The sequence below is a fragment of the Sphingomonas sp. LHG3443-2 genome (assembly GCF_049896405.1).
Taxonomy (GTDB): Bacteria; Pseudomonadota; Alphaproteobacteria; order Sphingomonadales; family Sphingomonadaceae; genus Sphingomicrobium.
Map to the genome: position 1 here is coordinate 883,413 of NZ_JAFCUG010000001.1, position 18,269 is coordinate 901,681.

23 protein-coding genes and 1 tRNA gene are annotated in these 18,269 nt (G+C 67.5%); 15 read left to right on the forward strand and 9 right to left on the reverse strand.

Going from position 1 to position 18,269, the window contains the following annotated elements:
- Position 1: 1 nt before the first annotated feature.
- The 4 genes from lepB to pyrE all read right to left on the reverse strand — a co-directional run bounded on the left by lepB (position 2) and on the right by pyrE (position 2,746).
- Positions 2 to 877: a signal peptidase I gene (lepB, locus tag ACP69Z_RS04365; RefSeq protein WP_426266312.1), complete on the reverse strand. Its 876-nt coding sequence runs from the start codon at positions 875 to 877 to the stop codon at positions 2 to 4.
- Positions 878 to 1,288, reverse strand: a complete 411-nt coding sequence (gene acpS, locus ACP69Z_RS04370; protein WP_426266313.1) for a holo-ACP synthase — start codon at positions 1,286 to 1,288, stop codon at positions 878 to 880.
- A complete protein-coding gene (locus ACP69Z_RS04375) occupies positions 1,285 to 2,013 on the reverse strand; it encodes a pyridoxine 5'-phosphate synthase (protein ID WP_426266314.1) in 729 nt (242 codons plus the stop codon). Before ACP69Z_RS04375 ends, acpS begins: the two co-directional genes overlap by 4 nt.
- Before the next feature lie 151 nt (positions 2,014 to 2,164).
- Complete coding sequence (gene pyrE / locus ACP69Z_RS04380; protein WP_426266315.1) at positions 2,165 to 2,746, reverse strand: orotate phosphoribosyltransferase; 582 nt, start codon at positions 2,744 to 2,746, stop codon at positions 2,165 to 2,167.
- Positions 2,747 to 2,912: 166 nt separating this feature from the next.
- Here pyrE and coxB point away from each other — a divergent pair, with 166 nt between their 5' ends.
- Entirely contained in the window at positions 2,913 to 4,133 is a 1,221-nt protein-coding gene (gene coxB / locus ACP69Z_RS04385; protein ID WP_426266316.1) for a cytochrome c oxidase subunit II, read from the forward strand.
- 19 nt (positions 4,134 to 4,152) lie between these two features.
- Entirely contained in the window at positions 4,153 to 5,835 is a 1,683-nt protein-coding gene (gene ctaD / locus ACP69Z_RS04390; RefSeq protein WP_426266317.1) for a cytochrome c oxidase subunit I, read from the forward strand.
- 70 nt (positions 5,836 to 5,905) lie between these two features.
- Here the strand turns inward: ctaD and ACP69Z_RS04395 are convergent, their stop codons facing one another.
- Positions 5,906 to 6,370 (reverse strand): DUF4126 domain-containing protein, encoded by a 465-nt coding sequence (locus ACP69Z_RS04395; protein ID WP_426266318.1) that lies wholly within the window; start codon positions 6,368 to 6,370, stop codon positions 5,906 to 5,908.
- A 127-nt stretch (positions 6,371 to 6,497) separates the two neighbouring features.
- Here ACP69Z_RS04395 and ACP69Z_RS04400 point away from each other — a divergent pair, with 127 nt between their 5' ends.
- A complete protein-coding gene (locus ACP69Z_RS04400) occupies positions 6,498 to 6,977 on the forward strand; it encodes a J domain-containing protein (RefSeq protein WP_426266319.1) in 480 nt (159 codons plus the stop codon).
- Here the strand turns inward: ACP69Z_RS04400 and ACP69Z_RS04405 are convergent.
- Positions 6,974 to 7,582, reverse strand: a complete 609-nt coding sequence (locus ACP69Z_RS04405) for a peptidylprolyl isomerase (RefSeq protein ID WP_426266320.1) — start codon at positions 7,580 to 7,582, stop codon at positions 6,974 to 6,976. The two genes, ACP69Z_RS04400 and ACP69Z_RS04405, sit on opposite strands and share 4 nt — an antisense overlap.
- A gap of 94 nt (positions 7,583 to 7,676) precedes the next feature.
- Between ACP69Z_RS04405 and ACP69Z_RS04410 the strand changes: the two genes are divergently transcribed.
- From ACP69Z_RS04410 to ACP69Z_RS04445, 8 genes are read left to right on the forward strand one after another with little or no spacing between them, the layout of a single operon-like run.
- Positions 7,677 to 8,576 carry a heme o synthase gene (locus ACP69Z_RS04410; RefSeq protein WP_426266321.1) on the forward strand — a complete coding sequence of 300 codons (900 nt, stop codon included), beginning with the start codon at positions 7,677 to 7,679 and terminating at the stop codon, positions 8,574 to 8,576.
- Positions 8,573 to 8,701, forward strand: coding sequence for a hypothetical protein (locus tag ACP69Z_RS04415; protein WP_426266322.1), 129 nt, complete (start codon positions 8,573 to 8,575; stop codon positions 8,699 to 8,701). The genes ACP69Z_RS04410 and ACP69Z_RS04415 overlap by 4 nt, the downstream gene beginning before the upstream one ends.
- Complete coding sequence (locus ACP69Z_RS04420) at positions 8,698 to 9,270, forward strand: cytochrome c oxidase assembly protein (protein ID WP_426266323.1); 573 nt, start codon at positions 8,698 to 8,700, stop codon at positions 9,268 to 9,270. Before ACP69Z_RS04415 ends, ACP69Z_RS04420 begins: the two co-directional genes overlap by 4 nt.
- A gap of 43 nt (positions 9,271 to 9,313) precedes the next feature.
- Positions 9,314 to 10,144 (forward strand): cytochrome c oxidase subunit 3, encoded by an 831-nt coding sequence (locus ACP69Z_RS04425; RefSeq protein ID WP_426266324.1) that lies wholly within the window; start codon positions 9,314 to 9,316, stop codon positions 10,142 to 10,144.
- Complete coding sequence (locus ACP69Z_RS04430) at positions 10,144 to 10,500, forward strand: DUF983 domain-containing protein (protein ID WP_426266325.1); 357 nt, start codon at positions 10,144 to 10,146, stop codon at positions 10,498 to 10,500. Before ACP69Z_RS04425 ends, ACP69Z_RS04430 begins: the two co-directional genes overlap by 1 nt.
- Positions 10,497 to 11,084: an SURF1 family protein gene (locus ACP69Z_RS04435; RefSeq protein WP_426266326.1), complete on the forward strand. Its 588-nt coding sequence runs from the start codon at positions 10,497 to 10,499 to the stop codon at positions 11,082 to 11,084. Before ACP69Z_RS04430 ends, ACP69Z_RS04435 begins: the two co-directional genes overlap by 4 nt.
- The gene (locus tag ACP69Z_RS04440) at positions 11,081 to 12,295 is read left to right on the forward strand and encodes a M16 family metallopeptidase (RefSeq protein ID WP_426266327.1); all 1,215 of its coding nucleotides are present in this window, start codon (positions 11,081 to 11,083) and stop codon (positions 12,293 to 12,295) included. Before ACP69Z_RS04435 ends, ACP69Z_RS04440 begins: the two co-directional genes overlap by 4 nt.
- On the forward strand, positions 12,292 to 13,155 hold the full coding sequence (locus tag ACP69Z_RS04445; RefSeq protein WP_426266328.1) for a class I SAM-dependent methyltransferase: 864 nt from the start codon (positions 12,292 to 12,294) through the stop codon (positions 13,153 to 13,155). Before ACP69Z_RS04440 ends, ACP69Z_RS04445 begins: the two co-directional genes overlap by 4 nt.
- On the opposite strand, the gene ACP69Z_RS04450 is transcribed toward ACP69Z_RS04445, so the two are convergent.
- From ACP69Z_RS04450 to ACP69Z_RS04460, 3 genes are read right to left on the reverse strand one after another with little or no spacing between them, the layout of a single operon-like run.
- Complete coding sequence (locus tag ACP69Z_RS04450) at positions 13,152 to 13,790, reverse strand: heme exporter protein CcmB (RefSeq protein WP_426266329.1); 639 nt, start codon at positions 13,788 to 13,790, stop codon at positions 13,152 to 13,154. The genes ACP69Z_RS04445 and ACP69Z_RS04450 overlap by 4 nt on opposite strands.
- Positions 13,787 to 14,347 carry a heme ABC exporter ATP-binding protein CcmA gene (ccmA, locus tag ACP69Z_RS04455; RefSeq protein WP_426266330.1) on the reverse strand — a complete coding sequence of 187 codons (561 nt, stop codon included), beginning with the start codon at positions 14,345 to 14,347 and terminating at the stop codon, positions 13,787 to 13,789. Before ccmA ends, ACP69Z_RS04450 begins: the two co-directional genes overlap by 4 nt.
- On the reverse strand, positions 14,344 to 14,742 hold the full coding sequence (locus tag ACP69Z_RS04460) for a metallopeptidase family protein (protein ID WP_426266331.1): 399 nt from the start codon (positions 14,740 to 14,742) through the stop codon (positions 14,344 to 14,346). Before ACP69Z_RS04460 ends, ccmA begins: the two co-directional genes overlap by 4 nt.
- Before the next feature lie 98 nt (positions 14,743 to 14,840).
- On the opposite strand from ACP69Z_RS04460, the gene ACP69Z_RS04465 reads away from it, so the two are divergent.
- The 4 genes from ACP69Z_RS04465 (at position 14,841) to ACP69Z_RS04480 (ending at position 18,229) form a co-directional block, all read left to right on the forward strand.
- A tRNA-Ser gene (locus ACP69Z_RS04465) sits at positions 14,841 to 14,931 on the forward strand.
- Between the two features lie 127 nt (positions 14,932 to 15,058).
- Positions 15,059 to 15,436 carry a BlaI/MecI/CopY family transcriptional regulator gene (locus ACP69Z_RS04470; RefSeq protein ID WP_426266332.1) on the forward strand — a complete coding sequence of 126 codons (378 nt, stop codon included), beginning with the start codon at positions 15,059 to 15,061 and terminating at the stop codon, positions 15,434 to 15,436.
- 4 nt (positions 15,437 to 15,440) lie between these two features.
- Complete coding sequence (locus tag ACP69Z_RS04475; RefSeq protein WP_426266333.1) at positions 15,441 to 17,270, forward strand: M56 family metallopeptidase; 1,830 nt, start codon at positions 15,441 to 15,443, stop codon at positions 17,268 to 17,270.
- Positions 17,271 to 17,371: 101 nt separating this feature from the next.
- Positions 17,372 to 18,229 (forward strand): hypothetical protein, encoded by an 858-nt coding sequence (locus ACP69Z_RS04480; RefSeq protein WP_426266334.1) that lies wholly within the window; start codon positions 17,372 to 17,374, stop codon positions 18,227 to 18,229.
- Positions 18,230 to 18,269: the final 40 nt, after the last annotated feature.

An 18,269-nucleotide genomic window follows, 5' to 3' on the forward strand; every position in this document is an offset into this window, starting at 1 on the left:
CCTAGATCCCGGTCCGCAGGCTCGTGCCCGCTCTGCCGCCGCGCATGGAGGTCAGCCAGCTGATCGGGTTCCACCAGCTCGCGTTGCCGTCGAGGCTGAAGGTGATGAACTCGGCCCGCCCGCCGATATTCTCCCACGGCACCGGCCCGCCGAGGCCGTTCTCGACCGGGCCCAGCGCAAAGCGGCTGTCGGCGCTGCGATCGCGATTGTCGCCCATCAGGAAGACGTGGTCGGCCGGCACCTTCACCGGCGGGTAATCGTCGCCGATGCTCTGCCCAAGGTCGACCGTGTCGTAGGTCGCGCCATTGGGGAGGGTTTCGCGAACGATCGGCAGCGAGCAGGCGAAGCCCCCGGCCGGGTTCTGGACCAGGCGGCCAGCGAATTGCTCGACCCCGCAGGGCGCATTGGCATCGGTCGGGATCAGGCGGTCAGGCAGCTTCTGCTGCCGAACCGGGATGCCGTTCAGGATCAGGCGACCGCCGCGGACCTCCACCGTGTCACCGGGAAGGCCGATGACGCGCTTGATATAATCTTCCTTGAGGCCCGGCGGGGTGACGATGACCACGTCGCCCGCCTTGGGCAGCTTGCCGAACAGTCGGCCCTTCTGCTCGGGCCAGACGTGGAAGCTCGGGGACACCCAGGAATAGCCATAGGCATATTTGCTGACCACCAGCCGGTCGCCCTTCAAGAGCGCGGGCATCATCGATTCCGAGGGAATGTAGAAGGGCTTGGCGACGAAGCTGTGGAACAGCAGCACGGCGACCAGCACCCAGAAGATGCCCTTGATCTCGCGCCACAGAGCGCTGTCCTTCTTGCCCTCGGCAGGCGGCGCAGCCGGGGCGCCGGGCGCCTTCTGGTTGAGGACGGTATCGCTCACTTACTTCTCCGCAATCGGCACGGCTTCGAGGATGACGAACGCCTGCGCCCAGGGGTGGTCGTCGGTCATCGTCAGATGGACCCGCATGGCGTGGCCCGCAGGGGTGAGCGCGTCAAGCCGCTCGGCCGCCCCGCCCGTCAGTTGTAGAGTAGGGGCGCCGCTTGGCAGATTGACGACGCCGATATCCTTCATGAAAACGCCGCGCTTGAACCCGGTGCCGACCGCCTTGGAGAACGCTTCTTTGGCGGCGAACCGCTTGGCCAGCGTGCCGGCGATGGTGAAGGGGCGGCGCGTGGCCTTGGCCTGTTCCTGGTCGGTGAATACGCGCTGCAAGAAGCGGTCGCCGAAGCGGTCGAGCGAGTTCTGGATCCGCTCGATGTTGCAGAGGTCGGAGCCCAAGCCGACGATCAACGCGCGCTGTCCATCAGGTCGCGCATGCGGCGGATGCTCGCTTCGAGGCCGACAAAGATCGCTTCGCCGACGAGGAAATGGCCGATGTTGAGCTCGGCGAATTGGGGCACGGCGGCGATCGGGACGACATTGGCGAAGGTGAGGCCGTGGCCTGCGTGCGGCTCGATCCCGTTCTTGGCGGCGAGCGCGGCGGCGTCGGCGAGGCGCTTCAGCTCGGCCTCGCGGCCGTCTTCGGGGAGGTGCGCGTAGCGGCCGGTGTGCAGCTCGACCACGGGGGCACGCAAGCGCACGGCGGCGTCGATCTGGGCGGCGTCCGGTTCGATGAAGAGCGAGACGCGGATTCCGGCGGCGCCGAGTTCATCCACGAAGCGGCGGAGGTGGTCGAACTGACCAGCGGCGTCGAGCCCGCCTTCAGTCGTGCGTTCCTCGCGCTTTTCGGGAACGATGCAGGCGGCGTGCGGCCGGGTGGCGAGCGCGATGCGCAGCATCTCCTCGGTCGCGGCCATTTCCAGATTGAGGGGAAGCGCAATCTCGTTCTTGAGGCGGACGAGATCGTCGTCGCGGATGTGGCGGCGGTCTTCGCGAAGATGGGCGGTGATGCCCTGCGCGCCCGCGGCTTCGGCGGCATGCGCGGCGCGGACGGGATCGGGAAAGTCACCGCCGCGCGCGTTGCGGATGGTGGCGACGTGATCGATGTTGACGCCGAGACGGAGCGGGACGGCCATCAGCGGCGAAGTTCTCGAAGTTCACATAGGGCGGCGGGTCGGCGGAGAAGATGCCCCTCCTGCACTCGCCTCAGCCGTCCGGATGCACTCAGCCCCATGACCGGGACATGGCATCTCCAATCCTATTGTTCAATCAACGGGCGCCCGCGGTTCAGGCCGCGCGGCTGCCGGGCTTGATCGCGGGAACGGCGGCGAGTTCGGGCGGCAGGGCGTCGGCCGTGTAGGTAGGCACGTCGAGGCGGATCAGCGGGGTGAACGGAACGCCAAGGTCTGCGGCACCATTGGAGCGATCAACCAGCGCGGCAGCGGCAATGACCTCGCCTCCCGCTTCGGCAATGGCGCGGATCGCCTCGCGACTGGAAAGGCCCGTAGTGACCACGTCCTCGACCATCAGCACGCGGGTGCCGGGGTCAAGGCGGAAGCCGCGTCGAAGCTCGAACGTGCCGGTCGGGCGCTCGACGAACATCGCGGGAAGGCGGAGCGCGCGGCCCATTTCATGGCCGATAATGACGCCGCCCATGGCCGGGGAGACCACCGCCTGAAGCTGGTCGCGCAGTGACGGATCGATCCGTGCTGCCAGCGCGCGGGCAAGGCGTTCGGCGCGCGCCGGATCCATCAGCACGCGGGCACATTGGAGATAGCGTGAAGATCGGAGGCCGGAGGAGAGGATGAAATGGCCTTCGAGCAGCGCTTCGGCGGCGCGGAACTCGGCCAGAATCTCCTGTTCGGTCATCGCTTGCCGCTCCTTCCCTCACCGCCTTTGGACGAGCTTTCCCTTGCCGGGTAAGAACGGCAGAGACAAGCGCTTGAGAAGGCGGGAACCGCTGCCTATAAGGCCGCCACTTTCAGGCAGCCCGGCCGGGCGTTCCTGTGACTTGGAATCTGTGACCGGGGTCGTGATGAAGTTGAAAACTGGGCTGATCATGCTTGCGGCGGTGGGGCTGACCCCGCTTGCGGCGCAAGGGCAAACGCCGGCGAATCCGAGCGCGCAGGAACAGGCCGCTTCGGCTGCGACCGGTCCGGCTGCACCGTCGGGCGTCGGATCGAGCGCCGCGACGCCGGCTGGCCCCAGCGCTGCCGCGACCAACCCCAGCGCGACTCCGGCGGCCGGCGCCGACGCGACGGGCGCGAGCGCAGTTGCTCCGGGCGCCACGCCCGCTGCTCCGGCCTTCGATCACGCCGCGCCGACCCCGGGCATCGGCATGCCCGATGGCCGCCTCGGCCTGCAGGACCAGTTCACGCCGGTCGGCCGCGAAGCCTCGGCCTTTCATGACAATTGGCTGCTGGCCCTGTGCGCCGCGATGAGCCTGTTGGTCCTCGTGCTGCTGCTGTGGACCATGGTCAGGTATCGCCGCAGCGCGAACCCGACGCCGTCGCGGACCAGCCACAACACGCTGGTGGAAGTGATCTGGACATTGGTCCCGGTGCTGGTGCTGGTCGCCATTGCGGTGCCGTCGATCCGCCTGATCCGCCACCAGTACAGCCCGCCGCCCGCCGACCTCACGGTCAAGGTGATCGGCAACCAGTGGTACTGGAGCTACCAGTATCCGGACAACGGCGGGTTCGAGATCGTCTCGAACATGCTCAAGGAACGCGGCGAGGTTGCTGCCGGCACCCGGTTCCGCACCGATGCGGATGGTCCGCGCCTCCTGGCGGTGGACGAGCGGCTGGTGATCCCGGCCGGCGCGGTGGTGAAGTTCATCGTCACGTCCAACGACGTGATCCACAGCTTCGCCATGCCGGCGTTCTGGACCAAGACCGACGCTAACCCGGGCATCCTCAACGAAACCTGGGTCAAGGTCGACAAGCCGGGCGTCTACTTCGGCCAGTGCTCCGAACTGTGCGGCGCACGCCACGCCTTCATGCCGATCGCGATCGAGGTGGTGACGCCCGACCGCTTCCGGCAGTGGGTCGCGGCCAAGGGCGGCACCATGCCGGGCGCGACTCCGGCTGCAGCGGACAGCACGGCGGCGACGCAGGTCAGCCCGGCCGCAGTCACCGCGCCGGCACCCGTCGGCGGCGCTGCTCCTGCTGCAGCGGCGCCCACCGCGCCGCAGCCCGCCGCCCCCGGCAATACGCAAGCGAACGTCGCCAATCGCGCGACCGACGGCACCAATTAAGAATTGAACGGACCAATCCATGGCCACCACCGCTGACACGCTGAAGCTCGAGCCCGCCCACGCCGGCGGTGAGACCCACGCGCACGACGATCATGATCACAAGCCGGGTTTCTTCGCCCGCTGGTTCATGTCGACCAACCACAAGGATATCGGCACCCTTTACCTGATCTTTGCGATCATCGCGGGGATCATCGGCGGCGGCATCTCGGGCATCATGCGTGCCGAGCTGATGGAGCCGGGCATTCAGTATCTGACCGGCGCCTGGCCGATCGGATCGGGCAGCGCCAATATCGACGAAGCCTATCACCACTGGAACGCGCTGATCACCGCCCACGGCCTGATCATGGTCTTCTTCATGGTCATGCCGGCGCTGATCGGCGGCTTCGCCAACTGGTTCGTGCCGATCATGATCGGCGCGCCAGACATGGCGTTCCCGCGGATGAACAACGTCAGCTTCTGGCTGACGGTGGCGGGCTTCTGTTCGCTGCTGCTGTCGGCGGTGACCAGCGGCGGCACCGGCCTTGGCGCCGGCACCGGCTGGACCGTCTACGCGCCGCTGTCGACCAGCGGTTCGGCAGGTCCAGCGGTCGATTTCGCCATTTTCGCGCTTCACCTTGCGGGCGCCGGCTCGATCCTCGGTGCGATCAACTTCATCACCACCATCTTCAATATGCGCGCGCCGGGGATGACCCTGCACAAGATGCCGCTGTTCGTGTGGTCGATCCTGGTCACCGCCTTCCTGCTGCTGCTGGCGCTGCCGGTGCTGGCGGGTGCGATCACCATGCTGCTGACCGACCGTAACTTCGGCACGGCGTTCTTCGACGCGTCGGGCGGCGGCGATCCGCTGCTGTACCAGCACCTGTTCTGGTTCTTCGGTCACCCCGAAGTCTACATCATGATCCTGCCGGCGTTCGGCATCGTCAGCCAGATCATCGCCACCTTCAGTCGCAAGCCGGTGTTCGGCTATCTCGGCATGGCCTATGCCATGGTCGCGATCGGCGTGGTCGGGTTCGTCGTGTGGGCGCACCACATGTTCACCGTCGGCCTCGACGTGAACGTGAAGATGTACTTCACCGCCGCGACCATGATCATCGCGGTCCCGACCGGCGTGAAGATCTTCAGCTGGATCGCGACCATGTGGGGCGGGTCGATCACCTTCCCGACGCCGATGCTGTTCGCGATCGGGTTCATCTTCCTGTTCACCGTCGGCGGTGTCACCGGCGTCGTGCTCGCCAATGGCGGCGTCGACACCTACATGCACGACACCTATTACGTGGTGGCGCACTTCCACTACGTGCTGTCGCTGGGCGCCGTGTTCGGCCTGTTCGCGGGCTTCTACTACTGGTTCCCGAAGATGACCGGGAAGCTCTACAACGAGCTCCTCGGTAAGGTTCACTTCTTCGTGATGTTTGCAGGCGTGAACCTGATCTTCTTCCCGCAGCACTTCCTCGGCCTGGACGGCATGCCGCGGCGCTACCCGGATTATCCGGACGCTTTCGCCTACTGGAACTACGTCTCGACCGTCGGTTACATGATCACGGTCGCCGCGATGGGCGTGTTCTTCGTCAACGTCTTCCTGTCGCTGCTGAGCGGCAAGAAGGCCGGCGACAATCCGTGGGGCGACGGGGCGACCACCCTCGAGTGGACGCTGTCGAGCCCGCCGCCGTATCACCAGTTCGACGTGCTGCCGAAGATCGACTGATCTTCAGCGCAGAGCGCGAAACGAAAAGGCCCGTCCTGCTCCGGCAGGGCGGGCCTTTCTCGTTGGAGGATCAGGCTTCGGCGGGCTTGGCGACGCTGTGGATGAGGAAAGCGGTGCCGGCGAGCAGCAGCGCGTCCTCGACGAAGCCGGTGCGGGCCTGCCCCCAGCGCTTCATCGCCGCCAGCCGAGCGGCAAGGCCGAGATGGGCGGTGGTAACAGCGGTGAGCGCGGCAAGGAGACCGCCCGCGACCCGCTGCTCGCGCGGGGCGAGCGAGGCTCCAGCCGCTGCCGCAGTGAGGAAGCGCGCGGTGCTACCCGACAGCACTGTGCGATTGGGTGCCTCCGGCCATTTGTCGCCAACCATTTCCGCCACCGCGACGGCAAGCAGCCCGCCCGCAACCAGCTTGTTGTCGAGGAGCGGCACCGGTTCGCTTCCTTCGGGCAAGCGGTCTTGCGCCGCGGTGATCGCCACCGCGGCAATCGGAGTGAGCGCACGTTGGCCCGAGAGGGCGCCGATAAGAATGGAGGGTAGCACGGCTGTCTCCTGATGATGTTCGCGAGCCTCAACGGATGGCGGGGTGGTTCGGCTCCCGGGCCGGGACAGATGCACCGCCGCGAGGGGGTATTGGAGCGACGAGCGACCGGCGCTATCTGTCTGAATAATGGCAGCAAGCGCCGACTATTATGCGATCCTTGGGATCGACAGCAGCGCCGACGATGCGGCCATCCGCCTTGCTTACCGCAAGCTCATGCGGCTTTATCATCCCGACGTGAACCGCGCCGATGAGGCGGCCGAGCAGGCGCAGTCCATCAACGAGGCTTATGCCTGTCTCAAGGATCCGGACGAGCGCGCGGCCTACGACCGGCAGCGGGCGGCACCCCGCCTGCGGGCCAAGCCGAACTTCACCGCGGGCCAATGGTCGCCCCCGCGCGGTCCCGGCTGGCAGCCGCCGCGGCCCACGGCAACGGTCATCGAGATCGAACCGCCGCCGCACAAGATCAGGGCAAGCATCCTGATCCTGGCGCTGATCGTCACCTTTGTGATCTTCGCCGCCACCTCGGCGATTCCTCCGATCGAGCCAGTGACCCCGCCGACTGTGACGGTCGATACGAAGGGAATGCCGGGGGGCGGGGCGGGTTAGGGCGCGACCGGCCGCGCGGTGCGGATCGTGATCGTCGGCGACAGCATTTGACCCTTCATCGGTCCGACGCCCTTGTCTGGATCAACCGGCGACGCGAAGATCGCCTTTACCACGTCCATTCCTTCGACCACCCGGCCGAAGGGGGCGAAGTCGTCGCCGAAGGGAATGGGGCCGAGCGTGATGAAGAAGTCGCTGCGCCCGGTACCGGGGCCCGTGTTGGCGAGGAGGATGGTTCCGGCCTCGTGCTTCAGGCCCGTCTTGCTCGCCGGCTCGTGCGCGATCGGCGGGTAGAGCAAACGGACGTCCTTGGTGATGCCGGCCTGGATCAGGCCATTGCCCTCGCCGTAGGGCATGGCGCGGTAGAAGCCGACGCCGTCGTAGCGCTTGGCTGCGACATAGCGGAGGAAATTGGCGACCGTCACCGGCGCGCGGCCGCGGTCGAGTTCAAGGAGGATCGGACCCTTTTCGGTCTCCAGCCGGACCTGCACGAGATCGGCGGCAGCGGGGACTGTCGGCGCTGCCGGAACAGGCTGGGCGGCGAGGACCGGCAGGGGCAGGGCGGCCAACGCCAAGGCGCTGAAAGCAAGGGCGATTCGGTTCTGCATGAGCGGAATGTAGGCGCGCCGGCGCAGGGGTCCAGTGGCTTGCCGCACGCGGCTTTCGCGACCGGGCAAACAGTCCTATAGGCGCAGTTGAATCATGAGCAGCATCGTTTCCACCCACGACCTTCCGGCCGATTGGCGCGACCTGTTCGCGCTGACCAAGCCGCGTGTCATGACGTTGGTGGTGTTCACCGGGCTGTGCGGCCTGCTTGCGGCACCGGTGCCGATGCATCCCGTGCTGGCGTTCACGGCCGTGCTGTGCATCGCGGTCGGCGCTGGCGGCGCCGGCGCGCTCAACATGTGGTACGAGGCGGACCTCGACGCCAAGATGAAGCGCACCGCGGGGCGGCCGCTTCCGGGTGGGCGGCTGAAGCCGGAAACGGCGTTCCAGTTCGCGGTCGGGCTGTGCCTTGGCAGCGTGGTGCTGATGGATCTTGCAGCCAACCACCTCGCTGCCGCGATCCTGGCGTTCAGCATCTTCTTTTATGCGGTGATCTACACCGCCTGGCTGAAGCGGCGGACGCCGCAGAACATCGTGATCGGCGGCGCTGCGGGCGCGTTTCCGCCCTTGATCGGCTGGGTCGCGGCGACCGGCAGGGTCGAGGTTCTCCCGGTGCTGCTGTTCAGCCTTATCTTTCTGTGGACCCCGCCGCATTTCTGGGCGCTCTCGCTGTTCGTGAAGAGCGATTATGCCAATGCCGGTGTGCCGATGCTGCCGGTGACGCACGGAGTGGTGAATACCCGCCGCCAAATTGCGCTCTACACCGTGCCGATGGTGGCGGTGGCGGTCGCGCCGTGGCCGCTCGGGCTGACCGGCGCCATCTATGGCGTGGTGGCGAGTGTGCTGAGCGCGGTGTTCATGGTGCTGAGCCTGCGGGTGCTGGCCAACAAGGCAACCGATCCCGCCGCGATGGGACCGGAAAAGACCTTGTTCAAATTCTCCATCCTGTATCTCTTCGCGCTGTTCGGAGCCCTGGTCGTGGATCGTTTCCTATGAGCCCCGAAGATGAAGTGGTGCGCGCGCGGCAGCGCAAGGCGGCGCGGGTGACCGCGATCCTGCTGTTCGCTTTCATCGCGCTGACCTTCGCGGTGACCATCGCCAAGATGACGGTGAACCAGTGACGGCGACGTCGATCGACCGCAGCGAGCTGGCCGCCAAGAACCGCAAGGTCGCGGGCCGGGCGGTGCTGTTCGTGCTGTTCATGGTCGGCCTCGCTTATGCCTCGGTGCCGCTGTACCGGATCTTCTGCCAGGTGACGGGCTTTGGCGGGACCCCGATGCGGGCGGATGCAGCGCCGGGCGCGCAGGCCGCGCTGGCGCCGGTCGGGGTGCGGTTCGATGCCAACGTCAACGCCGCGCTGCCGTGGGAATTCAAGCCCGAAACCAACAAGACGCGGGTGGTGCCGGGCGAGCGGATCGTGACCTATTTCACCGCCAAGAACATGACCGCGCGGTCGACCACCGGCACCGCCAGCTTCAACGTCACGCCTGCGATCGCCGGCCAGTATTTCAGCAAGCTCGAATGCTTCTGCTTCACCGAGCAGACGCTGACCGGCGGCCAGAAGGTCGAAATGCCGGTGGTGTTTTTCGTCGATCCCAAGATCCGCACCGATCCCGCGACGAGCCACATCGAGGAGATCACGCTCTCCTACACCTTTTACCCGGTGGAAAAGAGCGCCGAGGCCCGCTAGAGCGCGGTCCATCATCAGTTAAGCTGCAAGCTTCCGAGGACTCATGGCCGCGACCCGCAACCATCCGTATCACATTCTTCCGCCCAGCCTCTGGCCGCTGATCGGAAGCTTTTCGGCGCTCGCGCTGACCGCCGGCGGCGTGCTGTGGATGCACGACAATCCGTACGGCAAGTTCGTGCTTCTGGCGGGCCTGTCCGGCGTCCTCCTCACCATGTTCAGCTGGTGGCGCGATGTGGTGCATGAAAGTCATGCCGGCGATCACACGCCGATCGTGCAGCTTCACCTGCGCTACGGGATGATCCTGTTCATCGCTTCCGAAGTGATGTTCTTCCTTGCCTGGTTCTGGGCCTTCTTCGACAACGCCCTGTTCCCGAGCGCGGTGGAAAGCGTCGGCGGTGTCTGGCCGCCCAAGGATATGCCGGTCATCAATCCGCTCGGCTTTCCGCTCCTCAACACCATGATCCTGCTCTGCTCGGGCACCACGGTGACCTGGGCCCACCACAGCCTGATCAACGGTGACCGCGAAGGGCTGAAGAAAGGCCTGCTGGCAACCATTGCGCTTGGCGTGATCTTCAGCGCGATCCAGGCGTACGAATATGCCCACGCGCCGTTCGGTTTCGTCAGCGCCAGCGGCGGCAACGTCTATGGGTCGACCTTCATGATGGCGACCGGTTTCCACGGCGCGCACGTGCTGATCGGGACCATCTTCCTGATCGTCTGCTACATCCGCGCGGCGAAGGGCGACTTCACGCCCGAGAAGCATTTCGGGTTCGAAGCGGCGGCGTGGTACTGGCACTTCGTCGACGTGGTGTGGCTGTTCCTGTTCGTGGCCATTTATCTGTGGGGCGGCTGGGGCGCCGAGTGGCACGGCTGATGAAGCGGAGCGGACCGGCGGGCCAGTGGCTCGCCGGCCTCTGCCCAAGATGCGAGAAGGGCCGGCTGTTCGCCGGCCCTGTTCGTTTGCGCGACACGTGCGAGGAATGCGGCCTCGATTTCCAGCAGTTCAATGTCGGCGACGGGCCGGCGGCATTCCTGATCCTGATCGTCGGCGCGATCCTGGTGATCGGTGCGCTGGTGGTCGACGCAGCCCATGAGCCGGCCTGGTGGGTGCATCTCGTCTGGCTGCCGATCGGCGCCGGGTTGACGTTCGGCGGGCTGCGGCTGGCCAAGGCGTGGCTGCTCGGCGCCGAATATCGCAACGCCGCGCACGAAGGGCGGCTGGTCAAGTGAAGCGGGTTCCGATTATCGCGACGATCGTGGTGCTGGCGGCGGTAGCGACCATGTTCGGACTTGGCATCTGGCAGCTTGGCCGCGCGCACGAAAAGGAAGCGCTGCTGGCGCGTTACGAGGCTGCGACCGGGCTGCCGCCGACCGACTTCCCCGTCGGCACGATGGCGCGCGAGAAGATGCCGCTGTTCCGGCAGAGCCGCGCAACCTGCCTCGAGCCGGTCGACGTGAAAACAGTGGCGGGCCGCAACCGTGACGGCCGCTCGGGCTATGCCCATTGGGTCGATTGCCGGACCACCGGGGCCGAGGGGCCCGGGCTGCGGATCGACATCGGCTGGTCGGACCGACCGCAGCAGATCGGCTGGCGCGGCGGGACGGTGCGCGGGATCATTGCGCCCGATACCGAGAGGGGAATGCGGCTGATCTCGGCCGAGGGCCTGTCCGGGCTCGAGCCGAGCGCGCCGCCCAATGTCGCCGACATTCCCAACAATCATCGCAGCTATGCCTTTCAGTGGTTTGCCTTCGCGCTATCGGCGCTGGTCATCTACGCGCTGGCGCTGAAAGGGCGGGGCAAGGCGCGGGCATGAGCAGCATCAGCGCCCTTCCCAATGGCCTTACGGTTATCACCCGGCCGATGCCGGGCCTGGAAACCGCCAGCATCGCGCTGTTCGCCGACGTCGGCTCGCGGCACGAGGAGGAGCGCGTCAACGGCCTCGCGCACCTGTTCGAGCATATGGTATTCAAGGGCGCGGGCGGCCGGTCGGCGCGGCAGATCAGCGAAGCGATCGAGGATGTCGGCGGCGAGCTCAACGCCTGTACCGAGCGCGACCAGACCAGCTTCACCGCCGCGGTGTTGAGCGATCATGTCGGCTTGGCGGTGGAGCTGCTGGGCGATCTCGTTTGCCGCCCGGCCTTTGACGCTGCCGAGCTGGAGCGTGAGGCCGAGATCGTGCTGCAGGAGCTGGCCGAGGCGGAGGATACGCCGTCGGACATCATCTTCGACCATCTGTGGAGCCAGGCCTTCTCGGGCCAGGCGCTCGGCCGCTCGATCCTCGGCAGCGAGGAAAGCGTGCGGGCGATCCGGCAGGACGATCTCTCCGCCTGGCGTGACCGTCATTATCGCGGCGGATCGATGGTGCTGAGCGCGGCGGGCGCGGTGGAGCATGAGGCGGTGGTCGCGCTCGCCGAGCGGCATCTCGGCGCGCTTGGTGCCGGCAAGGCGCCCGAGGCTGACCTGGCGCGCTTCACCGCCGAGGCGCGTCATGACCGCGCCAAGGCCGACCAGGCGCAGATCACGCTGGCGCATGCGGCGCCGGGGCAGAAGGCAGACGATTATCTCGCCGCGCGTTTGTTCGCGGATATCGCCGGGGGCGGAGCGTCCTCGCGGCTGTTCCAGGCGGTGCGCGAGGAGCGCGGGCTCGCCTATACGGTGAGCGCCGGGTTGCACGGGCATGACGAATTGGGGCTGCTGCACGTTCATGCCGCGACTGCCCGCAAGGAAGGCAAGGCGGCGCAGGCGCTGATCGACGAGGTGCTGCACGCAACCGCCGCAGGGCTTGAGCAGCGCGAGCTGGATCGGGCCCGGATCCAGGTCAGGGCGGGGCAGGCGATGGCGCTGGAAACGCCGTGGGGGCAGGCGGCGCAGGCGGCGCGTCAGTGGCTGGTGCACGGGCGGCTGATCGGGCGCGAGGAGCTGGCTGCCAAGCTCGCTGCGCTGAGCGTCGACGACGTGCGCGCGGCGGGCGCGCGGATGCTGAGCGGCGCTCCGGCGCGGGCGACCTTTGGAGTGGCGGCATGAGCGAGCTTCAGACCATCGTCGCCGAGCCGTGGGCCGACTGGGGCCTGCTCGATAGCGGCAACGGCCTCAAATATGAGCGCTACGGTCACATCACGGTGGTGCGCCCGGAGCCGCAGGCGATGTGGTCGCCGGCAAAGGACGATTGGGACCCGGACGCGACTTTCATGCCCGGCAGCGACGAGGAAGGGGGCGGACGCTGGGTCCAGCAACGGCCCGTACCGCGCAGCTGGCCGCTGCGCCGCGACGGGGTGCGGTTCGAAGCCGCGCTGACGCCCTTCCGCCATCTCGCCTTCTTCCCCGACATGGCCCCGCAATGGGATTGGATGCGTGAGCGGGCCGAGCGCGCCGAGGTGATGAACCTGTTCGGCTATACCGGGGTCGGCACTTTGCTGCTGAGCGAGGCGGGCGCGAAGCTGACCCATGTCGATGCGTCCAAGAAGAGCGTCGAGCAGGGCAAGAACAATGCGCATCTGTCCGAGCTCGAGGAGCGGCCGATCCGCTGGATGATCGACGATGCCGCCAAGTTCACCGCGCGCGAGGTGCGGCGGGGGCGGCGTTATGATGGTATCCTGCTCGATCCGCCCAAATTCGGGCGCGGGCCGACCGGCGAAGTGTGGCGGCTGGAAGAGCATCTGCCCGGCCTGATCGAGGATTGCGGGCGGCTGCTGGATGACAACAGCCGGTTCCTCGTGTTGACGGTCTATGCGGTGCGGATGAGCGCGATCAGCCTTGGCGAACTGCTGCGGCAGAAGCTGGCGCATCTCGGCGGGCAGGTCGAGATCGGGGAAATGGCAGTGCGCGAGGAAGCGCGCGGGCTGCTGTTGCCGACGGCGTTGTTCGCGCGCTGGGTGCGCGACTAGGTCCGCGCTGCCCTGAGCGCGGCGCCCGATACGAACGGCGCGCCAGCGACCAGGAACAGACTGACCGCGGCTTCGAGCTGAAGCGCGCCTGCACGCGGGTCGCCGGCGGCCGAGGCGGCGAAGATCAGCAGGGGAATGGCGAGCGGTAGCAGCAGCAAGGCGCCAAGCGCCGAGGCTTGGCGGAGGCCCGCAGTGAGGCTGGCGGTGGCGACGGCGAGCGCGGCGAGGCCGGGGGTGCCGATCGCCAGTGTCAGCAGGGTGCGGGCGAGCGCCTCGCCCGACATGCCGAGCAGCGCTGCTGCGGGGATCGCGGCGATCATCAGCGGCGGTCCGAAGCCGAGCCAGTGGGCCAGCATCCGCACCGCCGCGACTTCTTCCATGCGCAGGCCCGAAAGCGCGAGCTGATCGAGGTGGCCGGACGCACGGTCAGGCTCAATCAACCGCTCGGTCGGCAGCAGGGCGGCGGTCAGCGCGGCGACCCACAGCAGCCCGGGGCCGACGCGCGCGAGGAGCTTGCCGTCAGGGCCGACGGCAAACGGCATCAAGGCGGCGACCAGCAGGAAGAAGATAATCGGCAGCAGCGCGTTGCCGGCAAAGGTCCGGCGCAGGTCGCGGCGCAAGAGGCGGCCGATCATCGGGCCAGCTCCAGCGTCCGCCACGCGGCGCCGCTCAGCGGCTGGTGCGAAGCAGCCAGCACGGCGCCGCCATTTGCCAGCTGGCGGGTGATCATCGCTGCGAGGAGGTCAAGCGAGGCGGTGTCGAGGCCATTGGCAGGTTCGTCGAGCAGCCACAGAGGTGCCCCGCTCAGCTCGACGCGCGCCAGGCTGGCGCGGCGTAGCTGCCCGGTCGAGAACAGGCGCACGGGCACGTCGGCGAGAGCGGCCAAGCCAGTTGCTTCGAGCGCTGCGGCCACATCTCTGCCACGCGGTGTCCAGAAGGCCAGCGCTCGGCCAAGCGGAAGCTCAGGGTCCAGCGCCGGGCGCTCGTCCGCCAGCGCGCAGGGTGCTGCCTCGACCGTCCCGCTAAGTGGCCGCAGCAGGCCGGCGGCGAGGCGCAGCAGGCTCGACTTGCCGGTTCCGTTGGGGCCGGTGACCAGCATCGCTTCGCCGGGCGCCAACGTCAGGTCGAGGCCTTCGAACAGAAGCCTTCCGCCGCGCCAGCAAGCCACATCGCGCAGCGCGAGCAGACTCAACCCGCGGCGTCCTCGAGCGCGTGCATGTCGTCGTCGCTGAGGCCGAAATGGTGACCGATCTCGTGGATCAGAACATGCTTTACGAGATGCTCGAGCGTTTCCTCCCCTTCGCTCCACTCCAGCAGGATCGGGGCGCGATACAGGAACACCTGGTCGGGAAAGCGGCCGCTTTCATCGACGCTGCGCTCAGTCAGCGGACGGCCGACATATAGGCCGGTCAGGTCATAAGGATCTTCCATCCCCATCTCGCCGAGCACCTCCTCGTCGGCGAATTCCTCGACCCGCAGCACCACCTCGCGCGCGGTGGCGGCGAACGGCTCGGGCAGGCGGTCGAGCGCGGCGCGAGCAAGCGCTTCGATTTCGGCAAGACTGGGAGGAGGACCGAAGGCGCGCATGGTTATGCGTGTAGCGCGTGGGCGCGGGCTGCCAAGCGGGTTGTTCCTTTGCGTTCGAGCCCCTAAGAGCCCGCGCAGTCCAGGCACAAACAAAGTGCGGAGCGGTGGCCGAGTGGTCGAAGGCGCTCGCCTGGAAAGTGAGTATACGGCAAAACCGTATCGAGGGTTCGAATCCCTCCCGCTCCGCCATTTCCTCCCGACATCTGCGACCCCCCGCCATTGGTCGACGCTTGTCTTTCGACAAACGACCGATCGCCGGCTTGCGTCGTCGCTACAAATGTAGCACATGCTACAAATGTAGCTTCGGAGTCTCGTTGTGCTCAATCGCCTGCCACCCAAGGAACGCCAGATCGTCGACCTGCTCTATCAGCAGGGCGCGCTGACCGCGTCGGAAGTGACCGATCGTTTGCCCGGGAGCCCGAGCGGCTCGGCGGTTCGGACGATGCTGAAGCGGTTGGAGGACAAGGGGTTCGTCCGCCGCGAGGATCATGAGCGCGGCTTTCTCTACAGCCCGGCAGTGTCGGACCAGACCGCGCGCAAGTCGGCGCTGTCGGATGTCGTGCGGGTGTTCTTCAACGGTTCGCCCACCAGCGCCGCAAGCGCGCTGCTCGGCATGTCGGACAAGATCGAGACGAGCGAGCTCGACGCGCTGGAAAAGATGATCGCGGAAGCGCGCAAGGCCAAGGGGAGCTGAGACGATGGAACTGCTGGTCACCTTTGCCCTGAAATCGGTGCTGATCGCCGGCACCACCCTTCTCCTCCTGCGCTTGCTGCGCGGCCGCTCGGCAGCCGAGCGCGGCATGGTCGCGCATCTCGGCCTGCTGGCGCTGGTGCTGTTTCCGCTTGGTGCGATGTTCCTGCCGCAACTGGTTGTGACCGCGCCGATCCTCGAGCCGCTCCCGACAGAGCCGGCGCAGATCGCTGCCCAGCCGATCACCGACACCCCGGCGCTGCCGCCGGCCGAGGCATTTCAGGCCACCGCTGCGCCAGAGCCCTGGTGGCCGCTTCTCTACGGCATTCCTGTCGCGCTGCTGCTGGCGGTGACGCTGCTGGCCGTGCTGCGCCTGCTCGCGCTCCGGACCAAGGCGTCGGTGCTGGTGGAGCCGTCGTGGCTGTCTGCGCTTGCCCATGCGCAGCGCCGGATGGACTTCAAGAATGGCACCGCCTTGCTCACCAGCACCGAGCTCAAGTCGCCGATCAGCTGGGGCCTGTTCCGCCCGGTGATCCTGCTCAACGAGGAAGCGCTCGAAGCCAAAGCCGAAGCGGAGGCGATCATCGCCCATGAGCTGGCCCATGTCCGCGGGCTCGATTGGGCCAAGCTGCTGCTCGGCCGCATCGCCACCGCCTTGTTCTGGTTCAATCCCCTCGTCTGGATCCTCGCCCGCGAAGCCCATCAGCTCCGCGAAGAGACGGCCGACGATGCGGTGCTCGCCGCCAACGTCGAAGGCGTCGACTATGCCCAGCTGCTGGTCGGTGTCGCCCGCCACGACTGCAAGGGCCTGCTGCTCGCCAGCCACGGCGTCGCGCCGGGCAAGGGCAGCCTGACCCGCCGTGTGCAGCGCGTGCTCGACAAGAGCCTGCCGCGCACGCCGATGGGCAAGGGCTTCGCTGCAGGACTGTTCCTGGGCGTGGTCGGCGCCGCGACGCCGCTTGCCGCCATCACCTTCGCCCCGCGCGTCGCCGCCGACGAACCGGCCTCCACCGGCCTGTCCGTGGTGGCCGCCAGCCCGGCCGATTCGCTGCCGTCGCTGGTCGCGCAATCCGTGGCCAAGGCGACCGTCGTGACCACCGAAGCGGTCAGCATCGCGGTGACCGGCAAGCAGGCCGCCGCCGACGCTGAGGCCGCCCGGCGTGATGCCGACGCGATCCGCGCCGAAGCGCAGGCCGCCGCCGCCGAAGCGCGCGGAGCGACCCGCCTGGCGATGGTTCACCCGCATCCTGCGCCGCAGCCGCCAGCCGCCCCTCTGCCCCCGGTTCGCGTTCGCAGCGTCGACGAGCAGATCGACCGCGCGATCGCCACCAAGGCGCTTGGCATCACGCCGGAGTGGGCCGCGTCCATCCGCTCGGCGCTGAGCGGGATGCGGCTCGACGAGGGCGACCTCATGGGCCTGCGCGCGGTTGGCGCTACCCCCGATTGGGTTCGGGCCATGGCCGCCGCCGGTTATCGCACCAGCGACATCGGCGATCTCACCGGTGCCCGCGCAGTGGGGGTCAGCCCAGCCTATGTCGCCGAGCTGCAGGCGGCCGGCCTTCGCAATATCTCGCTAGGCGATCTTACCGCGATGCGAGCGCTCGGTATCACCGGTCATTCGGTGAAGAAGCTGCGCGACGCGGGCTACACCGGCCTGACGCCGGAGCGGATCATCGAACTGCGCGCCGTGCGCATCAAGGAATTCGCGACCGGCGCCAGCCTGCCGCCGCACAACTGGCCGCCCAACGTGCCGCGACGAGCCCGGTCCGTTGCGTCGCCCGAGCCGCCGGAAGCGCCCGAGCCGCCCGAGGCGCCCGATCCCGACGACGGCGAGTAACACCGCCACCTGATCCGACCGATTGCTGCCACCCTTGAACGCCCCACCCGGGGCGAACGGGACCGGCTTGCCACCAGAAGTACGCTGAAAGGAGCATCATCATGCACCGCTCGTTCGCCCTATTCTTCGCCCTGATCCTCGCCACGGTCAGCATTGCGACCACCGGCTTTGCCGCCGACGCCGACATCCTTCGTTTCGAAGTCTCGGATTCGGGCAAGGAGCGGCTCCAGCTCGCGCTTCGCCGCAACACCGCGCCCAATCGTTCGTCCGGCTCGTCGTTCGAAGTGCGTGAGCTTGCCGGCTTCGACCGCGCGGCTCTGAGGAAGGATGGCACCCCGGTCCGCTTCGCCCTGGTGCGGGAGCCTGGGCGGCTCGATTGCTCGGGCCGGAGCGACGACCGCCGGGCACGGGGCAATTGCCGCTTCACCGCCGATCCGGCGTTCGCCAACTTCCTGGTCGCCGCCGGCATGCGCCGCCCGACCGAAAGCGAGACGATCGACCTGACGATGGTCGGCGCCAAGCGCTCGCTGGTCGAAGCGCTGCGCCAGGGCCGCTACGCCATGCCGAGCCCGAGCGGACTCGCCGGCCTCACCGCGCTGAACGTCACGCCCGACTATATCCGCACCATGGCCGCATCGGGCTATCGGCCGCGCCGGACCGAGGACTTCATCACACTGAAGGCGCTTGATGTGTCGCCCGCCTACATCGCCTCGCTGAAGCGGGTCGGCTACGACCGTGTACCCGTCGAGGAGTTGATCCAGCTCAAGGCCCTGGGTGTCACCGCCGACTTCATCGCCAGCTATCAGCGGCGCGGTTATCGCAATTTGTCGGTCTCGCGGCTGGTGCAGCTCAAGGCGCTTGGGATCCGGCCCGAGGAGATCGGGCGCAGCGGATCGGGCCGGCCAATCGCGATGACCAGCGAAGTGGCGCCGGTGATCATGAGCGCGCTCCTGCCCTGAGCGGCTGCCGCTCGTCCAATCATCGAATTTGCACGGCTGC

Bases quoted from the DNA above. Each gene is read 5' to 3' on its own strand.
- ACP69Z_RS04375 (WP_426266314.1), bottom strand. From the start codon at position 2,013: ATGGCCGTCCCGCTCCGTCTCGGCGTCAACATCGATCACGTCGCCACC.
- pyrE (WP_426266315.1), bottom strand. From the start codon at position 2,746: ATGACCGAACAGGAGATTCTGGCCGAGTTCCGCGCCGCCGAAGCGCTG.
- coxB (WP_426266316.1), top strand. From the start codon at position 2,913: ATGAAGTTGAAAACTGGGCTGATCATGCTTGCGGCGGTGGGGCTGACC.
- ctaD (WP_426266317.1), top strand. From the start codon at position 4,153: ATGGCCACCACCGCTGACACGCTGAAGCTCGAGCCCGCCCACGCCGGC.
- ACP69Z_RS04400 (WP_426266319.1), top strand. From the start codon at position 6,498: ATGGCAGCAAGCGCCGACTATTATGCGATCCTTGGGATCGACAGCAGC.
- ACP69Z_RS04405 (WP_426266320.1), bottom strand. From the start codon at position 7,582: ATGCAGAACCGAATCGCCCTTGCTTTCAGCGCCTTGGCGTTGGCCGCC.
- ACP69Z_RS04410 (WP_426266321.1), top strand. From the start codon at position 7,677: ATGAGCAGCATCGTTTCCACCCACGACCTTCCGGCCGATTGGCGCGAC.
- ACP69Z_RS04415 (WP_426266322.1), top strand. From the start codon at position 8,573: ATGAGCCCCGAAGATGAAGTGGTGCGCGCGCGGCAGCGCAAGGCGGCG.
- ACP69Z_RS04425 (WP_426266324.1), top strand. From the start codon at position 9,314: ATGGCCGCGACCCGCAACCATCCGTATCACATTCTTCCGCCCAGCCTC.
- ACP69Z_RS04430 (WP_426266325.1), top strand. From the start codon at position 10,144: ATGAAGCGGAGCGGACCGGCGGGCCAGTGGCTCGCCGGCCTCTGCCCA.
- ACP69Z_RS04440 (WP_426266327.1), top strand. From the start codon at position 11,081: ATGAGCAGCATCAGCGCCCTTCCCAATGGCCTTACGGTTATCACCCGG.
- ACP69Z_RS04445 (WP_426266328.1), top strand. From the start codon at position 12,292: ATGAGCGAGCTTCAGACCATCGTCGCCGAGCCGTGGGCCGACTGGGGC.
- ACP69Z_RS04450 (WP_426266329.1), bottom strand. From the start codon at position 13,790: ATGATCGGCCGCCTCTTGCGCCGCGACCTGCGCCGGACCTTTGCCGGC.
- ACP69Z_RS04460 (WP_426266331.1), bottom strand. From the start codon at position 14,742: ATGCGCGCCTTCGGTCCTCCTCCCAGTCTTGCCGAAATCGAAGCGCTT.
- ACP69Z_RS04475 (WP_426266333.1), top strand. From the start codon at position 15,441: ATGGAACTGCTGGTCACCTTTGCCCTGAAATCGGTGCTGATCGCCGGC.
- ACP69Z_RS04480 (WP_426266334.1), top strand. From the start codon at position 17,372: ATGCACCGCTCGTTCGCCCTATTCTTCGCCCTGATCCTCGCCACGGTC.